General features: G+C 63.9%; 7 protein-coding genes. 2 read left to right on the forward strand and 5 right to left on the reverse strand.

Features of this window, described 5'->3' with window-relative positions; all coding sequences use genetic code 11:
* The first annotated feature begins 290 nt into the window (after positions 1–290).
* Together NZM16_RS07000 and NZM16_RS07005 are read left to right on the forward strand one after the other, a co-directional pair.
* A complete protein-coding gene (locus NZM16_RS07000) occupies positions 291–2,435 on the forward strand; it encodes a GAF domain-containing protein (protein WP_295479551.1) in 2,145 nt (714 codons plus the stop codon).
* A gap of 494 nt (positions 2,436–2,929) precedes the next feature.
* Positions 2,930–4,069, forward strand: a complete 1,140-nt coding sequence (locus tag NZM16_RS07005) for a response regulator (protein WP_295479554.1) — start codon at positions 2,930–2,932, stop codon at positions 4,067–4,069.
* 104 nt (positions 4,070–4,173) lie between these two features.
* Here the strand turns inward: NZM16_RS07005 and NZM16_RS07010 are convergent, their stop codons facing one another.
* From NZM16_RS07010 to NZM16_RS07030, 5 genes are all read right to left on the reverse strand, one after another.
* On the reverse strand, positions 4,174–5,460 hold the full coding sequence (locus NZM16_RS07010; protein WP_295450150.1) for a class II D-tagatose-bisphosphate aldolase, non-catalytic subunit: 1,287 nt from the start codon (positions 5,458–5,460) through the stop codon (positions 4,174–4,176).
* Entirely contained in the window at positions 5,457–6,386 is a 930-nt protein-coding gene (locus tag NZM16_RS07015; protein ID WP_295450152.1) for a carbohydrate kinase family protein, read from the reverse strand. Before NZM16_RS07015 ends, NZM16_RS07010 begins: the two co-directional genes overlap by 4 nt.
* 44 nt (positions 6,387–6,430) lie before the next feature.
* The gene (locus tag NZM16_RS07020; protein ID WP_295479557.1) at positions 6,431–7,816 is read right to left on the reverse strand and encodes a hypothetical protein; all 1,386 of its coding nucleotides are present in this window, start codon (positions 7,814–7,816) and stop codon (positions 6,431–6,433) included.
* A 362-nt stretch (positions 7,817–8,178) separates the two neighbouring features.
* Positions 8,179–10,026: a right-handed parallel beta-helix repeat-containing protein gene (locus tag NZM16_RS07025; RefSeq protein WP_295479560.1), complete on the reverse strand. Its 1,848-nt coding sequence runs from the start codon at positions 10,024–10,026 to the stop codon at positions 8,179–8,181.
* Between the two features lie 753 nt (positions 10,027–10,779).
* Positions 10,780–11,444: sugar-binding protein (locus NZM16_RS07030; protein ID WP_295479563.1), on the reverse strand; the 665-nt coding region annotated here is incomplete at its 5' end.

Genomic DNA, 11,444 nt, shown 5'->3' on the forward strand with positions numbered 1-11,444 from the left:
TTATAACTTCAGCCTGGGATGGCCGGCCTTTCGCTGGAGGAACACAAAGCTTAGCCGAAGCACCATCTTCTCAATACGGCGAATCACCGACGGGGCCTGTCAGAGGCCCGTGCAGGCCAGGTCTATCCCTGTGGCCCGAAGGCTGGAGGAGGAGGGATAAGGGCAAGGGCAGACCTCCCTCGGTGGCCCTGCCCACCTCCGAACTTCCTGCATAAAGGGGATTGGCGAGCTCGTTCGAGGTCTGGTGTATAATTGGATCCTTAAAAGGACTACACCGAGGATAGGATATGATGGCGGCGGAGATTGAAGGGATCCTTCAGCGTCTCCAGGCGTCGGGGGAGCGACTGGCGAGCCTTCCCCCCGAGACTCCTGTCCCAGAGTGCCTGCGACGCATCGGGGAAGAGGCCCTTCGGTTGCTGGTTTTAGAAGAAGCCGCCACCGCGATCCTTTTTTCCTATGATCCTGTCCAGCGCAGCCTGGATCCAGCCTCCCGGATCGCCGTGGGAGAGGTTGGAGAGCTCATAGGCCCCGACTGGCCTCGACCGGATGGGATGGCGGCTCGGGCGCTGGCCCGGGGTCGGCGGGTTCTCTCCTGGGAGGAGCCCGACACGCCGATCCATCCCGCCAAGCAGGCAGCGGGAGCCCGGATGGTTGGATGCTGGCCATTGCTCGCTGCCGGGGAACCCGTCGGGGTGCTCTACCTCTCCTGCCGGGAGGAGCGACCCTTCATGGAGCTCGAGCTGAGGGCTCTGGAGGTCTTCGCCAGCATGGCGGCGCTGCTGCTCCGGCGCGCGCGGGCCCTGGAGCGACTTCAGCAGAACCTCCATCGAGCGACCCGGGAGCTGGACGAGCTACGTCGGATGGATCACCTCCTGAGCGCCCGGGCCGATCCCCAGGAGATCCTGGAAGCGATCCTGCGGATCGCCCTGGAACTGACGGGGGCCCGCTTCGGCACGCTGCGCCTGGTGGATCGTCAACGCCAGCGCCTGGTGCTGGGGGCACTGATCGGCCGCCCGCTCCTTCCGAACATCGCCCCTGAGCGGGCGCTGGATGAAACCAGCATCGTCGGATGGGTGGCCGTGCATCGCCGCTCGCTGCGCATCGATGATCTCCACGCCTCCCCATGGGCTTCGATCTATCGACCCTGGCTAGCGGGCCACGAGATCCGATCGGAGCTGGCGGTGCCCTTGATCGGCGCCGGCGGCGAGGTGGAAGGCGTGCTCAACCTGGAGAGCCCGGAGCCGGGCGCGTTCACAGAAGGGGATCAGCGGTTGCTGGAGATGCTGGCAGCCCGCGCCGTGATCGCCCTACAGGAAATGCGGTTGCTACGCGGCATGCAGGAAATCACCGGCCAGTTGCTCCACGGCGGTCGAGAGGCGCTTTTCGCGCGGGCGATCGCCCTGGCTTGCGAGCTGATCCAGGCTTCCGATGGGGCGATCTGGCTGATCCCACCCGCAGGGCCACCGAACTTGGCCTTCGCCACCAGCCCGGCGATGGCCGGAACGGCCGGGCTGGCGGAAGCCGTGAGCCGATCCCGCCGCCCCCTCTCCGTTGAGTCCGGCGGATGGACCCTGGCGGTTCCCATGCTGGAGCCGGGCGGGACCGTCTGTGGCGTCTTCGTCGTTCATTCCTCCCGACCCCGCACCTTCACTGATCGGGACCAACGATTGCTGATCATTCTGGCCAACCATGCCGCCCTGGCCGTTCAGCTGGCCGAGCACGTTCAAGCGCTCCAGGCGGCCCGCGAACGTCAGGCGATCACCGAAGCCTTCGCTGCGGTCGGCGACATCGCCGCCAACCTCCTGCACCGCTTGAACAACCACATTGGCCTGATCCCCGTCCGCCTGGAAGGGCTTCAGGAGAAGCGGCCGGATCTGTTCCAGGATCCTTACCTCGCCTCGGTGTTCCAGGAGATTGAGAGCCGGGCTCGGGCTGCCCTGGACGCCGTCCGGGAGGCCATGGTATACCTGCGGCCAATGGCCCCCCGCCCGATCCCTATTCTTCCCTGCCTGGAGATGGCCCTGCGGGACCTTCGGATCCCGCCCGGCATCCGTCTGGAGACAGTGGGCCTGGAGGATCTTCCCCCCGTGATGGCGGGGGAGCCGCAACTGGCCCTGGTGTTCTTCAACCTCCTAGAGAACGCGGTGGAGGCCCTGGGGGAGAGCGGATGGATCCGGGTGGAAGGCCTCGCCGGGCCGGATGAGGTGATCCTCACCGTGCGGGACAATGGGCCGGGGATCCCCCCAGAGCTACAGGATCGGATCTTCGAGCTGGATTTCTCCACCAAGCGGTCGCCGAAGAAGCTGGGTTTTGGCCTATGGTGGGTGAAGATGCTGGTCCAGCGGTTCGGCGGCGAGATCCGGGTGGAGAGCGCCCCCGGCCAGGGCACCGCTTTTCACGTGCGGTTGCCCCGGGCCCCCAGCGGTCCGGGATAGCCCTTCCCTCGTTTGCTGTAGCTGGCGAGGGGCTTCACAGACGCTCCTCTAAGAGCGATGGGCAAGCAGGCCCTTTCCGGTCGATCGATCGGGACGGCACCCTCCAGAACCCGCGGGATAGCAGGCGCTCCCTCCGGGAGGTCAGGAGAACCGATGATTTTTATTCGATCGTCATCGAACAGATCCCGGTCGAGGATGCAGGGCCTCTAAGTTTGTGGCGGAACGGGCCATTTATCGGCCATGGAGAGGGGAGAAACCATGTTTCGCTCCTACAATGGCGATCCAACGGAAGGCGGGATCCCAGCCCTCAACTAGCGCTCTGTCCGTTCTTCCATTTGGAGGTTTTCGGGGGCGGTGCGGGGGGCCAAAGGCTCCCCGCACCGCCCCCAAAAGATGTTTGGGGGGAGAGGCCATCGCCTTCCGGACCGGCTTCGGTTCCTCAAATCCCGAGTGGATAACTGAACAAAGCACCAGCTCCAGAGGAGAGGATCAGGATGGGTGCATCTCTCCCAGTCGTTCTCCCGGTCGGAAAACGGGTGTTAATTGTGGAAGACGACCCGGCCTGGCAGAAGCTGCTCACAGAGGTCTTCGAGGATCTGGGTTTCGCCGTGGATCGCGCCGCCGATGCGCGGGCCGCCATCGCGATGTTACGCGAACGGGCTTATGCCTTAGCAGTGGTAGATGTCTCACTGGATCCCGAGGATCACCGCAACCGGGGCGGCTTTCAGGTGCTGGATGCCCTGGCGGCCCATGAGCCACCGATCCCCGCCATCGCGTTAACCGGCTATGCGACGGTGGAAATGGCCGTGGAGGCGCTGACCCGCCATCGGGCGGCTGATTTCCTGCGGAAGGAAACATTCCAGCGCCGGGCTTTTCTGGAGGTCGTCGCCCGTCTGCTCCGGCAGGAGCGGACGTCAGCCAGCCGTTCGCCCACAGCCCTTCCGGCCCTCCGGCAACGAGCCTCTCCGCCGGGCCCGCGGGTGTTGGTGGTGGAAGATGATCCGGGTTGGCAGGATCTTTATCAGGAGATCCTGGCGGAGCTGAGCCTTTCATGCGAGACCGCGCCCTCCTATGCGGAGGCCCTGGCTTGGCTCGAACGGGAGGCCTTCGCGATGCTGATCGTCGATCTGCAGCTGGCCAGCTCCATGAACCCCTTCGGAAACCGGGATGGTCTTCGGCTCCTACAGGTCGCCCGACGGCGCGGGCTGCCGACGATCGCCGTAAGCGCCACCGCCTCGATCGATGAGGTGGAAATGGCCTATCAGAGCCTGGGAGTCTTCGCTTTCTTTGACAAGGCCGCCTTCAACCGGCGCACTTTCCTTCAGTTCGTCCAACAGGCCCTGAGGGGCCAGCCAGGTCCCTCCGCGCCGCGCCCGACAGGATCTCTCTCACCGGAAGACCAGGCCGCCCTGGCCTCCCTGACGCCCCGGGAACGGGAGGTGTTGCGCTGGATGGCCCACGGGCTGACGAACCGGGAGATCGCCGAACGACTGGTCGTCTCCCCGAACACGGTCAAGAAACAGGTCGATAGCATCCTGAGCAAGCTGGGCGTCCACACCCGCGCCGCCGCGGTGCGCAAGGCGATTCTGGGGGGATTGGTGGAGGAGAAATCCATATCGGAACAAGAGACCTAAAGAAAGCCCCTCGATAGAACCCGAACGCTTTGCGGACACATCCACACTATAAATGGACGGAAGAAGATGCGGGCTGAGGCATTGTCCTCGCGCACACCCTTCATTTACCTGCATCCAGGGAGATTCACGGTAGCCAGCGCGTAGCCTTCCAGAACGGCCATTACCCTTCCCAGGATCAGATCCCGGGGATGGTTTCGCAACTCGCCGCGGCGAACCCGCCGATATTCTTCGGGCATATACTGACTCAGCAGCCCCAAAGGAACCGGCCGATCGCCCAAGTTGCGCATCAGGCGCTCGAAGGCTGTCTGCACCTCCGGGGCGGCCCAGTAGTAGCGGATGCGATCGCTGAGGCTGTAGCGACGGGCCAGCCGCACCCGGGCCGGATCCCCCCGGTAGTATTTCTGCCAGTGGACAGGACGGGCCAGCATTGCTGCTTCGAAGGCCTCCCGGATCTCTGAGAGGGGCTCCAGGCCCAGGGCGGCCTCAATGTCGGCGAGGGCGAAGACAGCTTCCCGCAGCGCAAAGGTCAAGGCCGGGCCGACCTTGAGGATGGCAAAGTGGTCCTCCACCAGGGCGCGCAGGGCCGCCGGGGGCTGGTAGTCCGTCGAGTGAGCTTCGAAGATGATCCCTGGCACCCCCTCAATCCAGCGAACCAGGGGGGCGGCTGCCGCTCGGTCATATTCGTGGATTTGCTCATCGCCGAACTCGATGCCGGGCTGCACCACCAGGGCGATCACCCGCTCCCAGGCCGTCTCCAGGTCCTGGCGGCGAAAGGCGCGGCGGATCGCCTCGAGGGCTGCGGCGGCGTCTTCAGGGCGAGTCACCGGAGGAGGGCCCTCAGCAGCCTGAGCCCCTCCAGCCGGCGGCACTTCGCTGCCCACGACATAGCGGAGATCCTCCCGTCGCTCGCCGGCTGCCTCCTCCGCAACCCGGGCAAGCCGGGCGATGCGCTCGGCGATGACCTCCAGCGGAGGGGGCGGCTCCCCGCCCAGCGGCATGCTGCAGTCCAGGTGGATCTTGGTGAAACCCGCCTGCACGAAGGCGCGCACCAGATCCTCCGCTTTCCGCATGGCCTCTTCGGGGGGCTCGTGGGACCAGGGCAGCGGCCCCAGGTGATCCCCTCCCAGGATCAGGCGCTCGCGGGGGAAGCCCAACCGCTCGGCCATCTTCGCGATGGCCCCCGCGAAGGCCTCCGGGGTCATCCCGGTGTAGCCGCCGAACGGATTGACCTGATTGGAAGTCGCCTCGATTAGAACCGGCTTTCCGGAAGCCCGGCCGTGTCGAAGCGCGGCCTCGAGGACCAAAGGATGGGCCGAGCAAATCGAGGGGATGCCGAGCGGAAAACCGAATCCCTGGGCGGCGACGACGAAATCCAGGTATCCAATCTTCACTGCGGCTCCTCCAGGTAGGGCATCGCTTCCTCGAGGGTGGGCTGGCCGGCCACGCCGCCGGCGGCCTGGGTGGAGAGCGCCCCGCAGACCGTGCCCAGGCGGAGAGCTCGCTCGAGAGGCCATCCCATGAGGAAGCCATACAGGAATCCCGCGTCGAAGTTGTCGCCGGCGCCGACGGTGTCCACGACTTTTACCGGGATTGAAGGCACATAGACCACCTGTTCCCCCTGAACCGCCATAGCGCCCGCGGCGCCTAGCTTGACCGCCACAATCCGGGCCGCTTTGGCCAGCGCTCGCGCGGCCGCCTCCACCTCCGCCTCTCCGGTCAGCGCCCGGGCCTCGGCGGCGTTCGGCAAGAAGACATCCGTCAGGGGGAGGAGATCGACCACGCCTTCCCAGCGCTCAGCCGGGTCGTAGTTCGTGTCCAGGGAGGTGGTCAACCCCAGCGCACGGGCGCGACGGAACAGCTCCGGCAATCCGGGTCGAAGGGCATCTTGCAGGAAGTAGGAGGCGACGTGTAGATGGCGGGCCCGCCGCAGCAGGTCGTCGGAGACTTCGTCCGCTCGCAGGGCGCCGATGGCGCCGGGGAAGGTCAGCATCGCCCGATCCTCGCCCCGGTTGAGGATCACAGTCAGGCCGGTGGAGAGACGCGGGTCAATCATCACGGGGGAGACATCAACCCCGCGTCTCTGCATCTCCTCCAGCATGAAGCGCCCGAAGAAGTCGTCACCGCACTTGCCGATAAATCCTACTCGCAGCCCCAGCCGGGCGGCCCCGCAAGCAAAGATCACGGAAGAGGAGCCGACCGTCAGCGTAGCGGCCTCCACGATTTTCTCCGCCTGGCCGAAAGCCGGCTCCACATCCCCGGACAGAATGAGGTCAGGGTTAATCTCACCAGCTACCAAAATATCATATTTCTCGGCCACTTTCCTCTCCGATCCAGCGCATAATATGATAAAGATAGGCAAATTCATTCATTGTGCGTCACCGTGTAACCATTGATCGTCACCAGCCCGCTGTCATACACCGCATTCCAGTTCATATCCAGCCGCACAAACCGCGCCCCAATCGGCAGCACCGGCGACCCTACACACGTCGCGTAAAACCTCCACTGCACCACACTGGCCCCACTCCCCGTCAGCGATGGACACGTCACCCCAGCCCACGTTCCCCCCACCCACTGATACACCGCCTGGAAGTTCGCGTCCGGTATCCGCTCCACCAGATAGTCCGCCCCACCAAACGACAGATCCCCCGTGCCCGCATTGTTGTCCGTGTTCAAATACACCCGCAGCTTGTCCCCCGCCTGGTAGTTGTTCTGGAACGTGATGTCAAACATCGGCGGCGGAGGGGAGGGTGGCCCTGCCGGAGACGGCGTAGGAGCCGTTTCCACATGCGTCGTGGTGTAGGTGTATACCATCACGTTTCCGCTCGTGTAGACCGCCGCCCAATCCCGGTTCTGTCGCTGGAAAACCACCTGGAAGCCCAGGCCGGGATGACCGATGCACGCCCCGGGGAACTGCCAAGCCGCCCGCGATCCTAAGGTGGCCGATATCGGACAGGTGTGGGCCGTCCAGGAGCCGGTCCACCGGAACATCCAGCGATCCTGGATCAGGTAGTCTATCCCCAGGCCGTTCACGCCTACACCGGTTCCAGCGTTGTTATCCACATCCAAATACAGGAGCAGATGATCGCCGGGCTCGAAATTGTTGTAAAAGAAGAAAACGAACGGAGGTTGCTCCTTATGGGCCACCGTGCGCCCGGACACCGGAAGAGGCGGACTGGTGTAGACAGCCGCCCAGCTTCGGTCTTGACGTTCGAAGATCACCCGGAAGCCCAAGGGTGGATTCCCCAGACACCGCAGCGGGATCCGCCAGGAAGCCTTCGCGCGAAGCACCGCCCGCATCGCGCAGGGGCGGGACTTCCAGGAATCCCGAACCCGCTGGAACAGGAACGCGTCCTGAACCAGGTAGTCCGCCCCGATCCCACCAACCCGAAATCCAGTCTCGGGATTGTTGTCGACATCTATGTAGATGAAAAGATGATCGCCACGCCGAAAATTGTTTTCAAACTGGAACAGGATATAACGCGGGTTGGCGGCAGGAGGGGTCGCCCGAGGGGGGCTCCCGGACTGCCCCGAACGAGCGCCGCTCCCCTGGGCCTTTGGGGTGGGGGTGGGAGAAGAGGCCCTAATCGTCTGCGCGAGAGACGACGAGGGGTTAGGCAACGGCCTCAGGAGGGCAGGAACCGCGGTGGGAGCAGGCGAAGACGCTGGTATCGGGGGATGGGCTCCCATGAGCAAGAGCGTCACGATCAGCATCGATATGGCCCACCGCACAGAAACCCGGCATCGCATCTTGGTCTCCTTTCACCTTAGATCTGGCGCCTTGTCCAACATTTTCAGGGTTTCGGGCATTTGGGGGATTCAGCAGCGGCGCGGAGAGCCAAGGGATGTCCCATGCCGCTGCTGGAAGATTTTTCGCCTCCCTCCCCACGGCCCTCTGGGCCGTAGGGAGGGGAAAGAAAGGGAAGCTATGGCCTTCCAGGCTGGCTTCGATTCCTCAAATCCCCAGTTTATAGCTGGACAGAACGCCATCGACACCAGACGGGAGGATGGCTAAGTCGCAGGACAATACCAGCCATCGCGTCCTTGCGAACGGGAGCCTCCTACAAGACCGCGTTGAGTTGTCGAGCTTCCGAGTGTCTCTGTTCTCTCCCTCACGGCCAGGACCGCAACACTAGGGGGAGGAACAGCCGCAGGAAGCGGAGCTGGGCGACCTGATACCGACCGTTCACGGGATGCAACGGACGGGAGTATGGGATGTTGAGGTCCGGGTCCACCGGGTCTGTGAACGCGTTGCCGTCGAAGCTGAAGCGGGCGCTGCCCCGGCGCACGCCGCCCACCTCAATGGTATACGGATTACAGTTCCGGTAGTTCCCGCTGTCATCCACGTAATGGTCCAGGATGACCGCCCACGTCCCAACGTCTTGAAGCTGGAAGGGGCCGTATCCAAGTCCGTTGTTGACGGGCCCCCAAGCCCCGCCATTATATCGCGTCAACACGTAGGGGGCCCCGCACGTGCCCGAGGAGGCAGTGAGGGTGATCACCAGGCCAGCGCTGATAGGCGTGCTCCCGTCCAGCACCTCCACTGCGCCCAGCCACTCCTGGACGATGCGAGCCCATCCGTTGGCAATGATAATATTCGCGAGATTCAGCTGATCCGGACCCCGGGAGGGATCGGCTTTGGTGTCTAAGCCGTGGATCCCGGCTCCGGCGTTGGAAGCGATGATGTTGTGCTCGATCCAGAAATCGCTAACGACGTCATCGGCGGCGGTCGCCGGATCTCGCTGAAGGCCGTAGTGCGGCTCGAGGCGGATGCCGTCGCCAGCGTTAAACCGCACCTGGTTGCCGCGGAACACACCTGCAGAGCCGACCAGGAGCGCGCCGCTCCCGCCGCTGCCCTGAATGGTGTTGGTGAGGATATAGGTGTCGGTGACCAGCACCGCATACACGCCATCATAGGTGCTGGAGATGATGAGATTGTTCTGGACCACAGTGCTGCGCGGACCTGCGGGTCGGCTATTCCCGGGGGAGACGCTGGGGAACGAGGTGTTCCCCGGTTCGTTGAAGAGGGCCACGCCCTGCCCGTTGCAAGCGATCGCCGGGCCGAGGACGCCGGATAGCGCGCAGCTGCTCACCGGGCCCCCGTGGTTATCGACGATCCGGTTGCCATCCGTCTCCGGTCCGATGATCTGGATTCCGCTATAGCGATGGCAGAAGATGCGGTTGCCGGGGCCGATGGTGTTGTTCCGGGCGCCACCTGCCACGATGACGCCGGAGTTGTCGTGCTGGGAGGGCTGGCCGCAGGCGTCGGAGAAGATGCGGTTATCGCGCACGATGTTCCCTTCCGTGCCGCTCCCGCTGATCAGCACGTTCTGATACTGGTTGTAGCCGATGGCGTTCCCGCGGACTTCGTTGTTCCGCGCGCCGTTGGCCATGCTGACGCCGGAGCCCATATTCAGGCGAGCAAGCGTCCCGTCCACGCCGATGGCATTGCTCACCACGATGTTGCCGCTGGCCCCCCAGAAATTGATCCCCGGCCCAGCATTGCTGATGATCGTGTTGCCGGCGATCACCAGGTCGGTGGTGATTGAAGAGGTATTGCCGGAAGCCGCAATGCCGCTATCCCCGTTGCCTTCGATGCGGTTGCCGCTGATGAGGATCCCACGGGCGTTGTAGACCTGAATCCCGACCCCGCCGTTGTGCCGAACGGTGCTTGTCATCACGACGCCAGCGGCATCGGCACCGCTAAACACGATTCCATTGGCCCCGTTCCCCTGGACCGCCACATCTGGCCCGATGCGTGCGGCGCCCAGCGTCAAGATCCCGCTCCTAGTGTTGGTGAGCACCTCCGACCTGGTCACCGTCACCGCGCCGCCCGAGGCCACCGCAATCCCGTTCCCCCCATTCCCGCGCACCACCGCCCCCGAACCAAGCACCGCACGCCCCATCACATACAGGCCATCCTGCGTGTTGCTCAACACCCAGCCCCCAGTCACCGTCACCGCGCCGCCTGAAGACACGCTTATCCCCATCCCATAGCTGTGGACAACCACAGCCGGTCCAACAATGGCTCTTCCGGTCGAATCCACATAAATCCCTGTGCCATCCCCATTCCCTTGCACAATCACTGGGGCTTGTGCTGTGCCTGCTACCGTCACCGATCCTGTATACACCCCGATCCCAGCGCCACCCGCAGACTGAATCACCACTCCCGGGCCGACTGTAACATAATCATTTACGCTGATAGATGGGATAAGTGGGCCCGCTGTGCTTATTACCAAGTTCTGGATCACAGACCCGGCCGATCCGGTCGCAAAGGTGAACGCTGGATACCCTGAAGCAGTAACCGTGATGCGCCCGTCACCATCGATGTCGAGCGGCCTGGCAACCCACAGACTGCCCGAAGTGAGAACGATCGTCCCTGTTACACTGAATCGGATCCGATCACCCGGCTGCGCCTGTCCAATCGCCTCCCGCATGGTGCAGCTACCAGGCTTATTGCAGTCTCCCACATCGTCGCCAAGGGTATCCACTATCCACGTCGTCCCACTGGCGCGGGCGCGAGGAGCCGACCACAAGATTAGCATCACTAAAACAAATCCCGCAGCAGCGGACGTGGCCAGAACCGAAAGAAGCCGATACAAGCGCCCGTTCATAGGACACCTTCCTGATGAATGATGAATAAGGACTGGATCCATTCGGTGGGAGAGGGGACGGCGGGCCTCTCCTCCCCCCCCCGAGGCCACACCGTCCGCTTACTTCTCGGCTAGATCCAGGTTATTCCAGAGGGTAGGATTGCCCCACTGAGCGATGGACTTGGGCGCTGTCGAGATCATCATCTCCTGCGCCGGCTTGTCCCCGTCGCAGTCCGAGAAGGACAGCGCCACCCCCAGCCGCTTCGCCTTCAGATCCAGTGCCTCCCCGAACACCGCCCACGGGATCTGGATCTCCCCACGATAGCCGCCCTTTATCGGCACAAAGGCGATCTGAATCTGCCTCAGCTTGCTCGGCGGCACCCCAGGCACGAACACCGTCGCCCGCGCCTGGACGTCCTTGAAGTTCCCCGGCATAAAGCCGAACTGGAAGTCGTCCCCGTCGTTCTTCGCTACGTCGAAGTCCTTCGGCAGGTTAGCGTCGACCCACAGTTCCACGTAGTCGTTCTCCCAGAAGTTCCCTTTGGCGAACGCCCGCAGCGCCTCGTCCCGCACCTCCACAGCCAGGTAGAGCGCCCGGTCGTCCCATCCCCAGCAGAAGGAGCCGCTCAGGTCTTCCGGCCCCCCCCATTTCGCCACCTCGCCGTAGCCGATCTGCTCCGGCTTATCCAGGGTGTAGCACGGGAAGCCCGGCCAGTCCGAGAGATCGCCGTCCAGCTTAGGGGGGGCAGACAGGCGCTGGGCCACTGTGTCCAGGCCGTTGGCGG

It is taken from the genome of Thermoflexus sp. (assembly GCF_025055495.1).
Lineage (GTDB): Bacteria > Chloroflexota > Anaerolineae > Thermoflexales > Thermoflexaceae > Thermoflexus.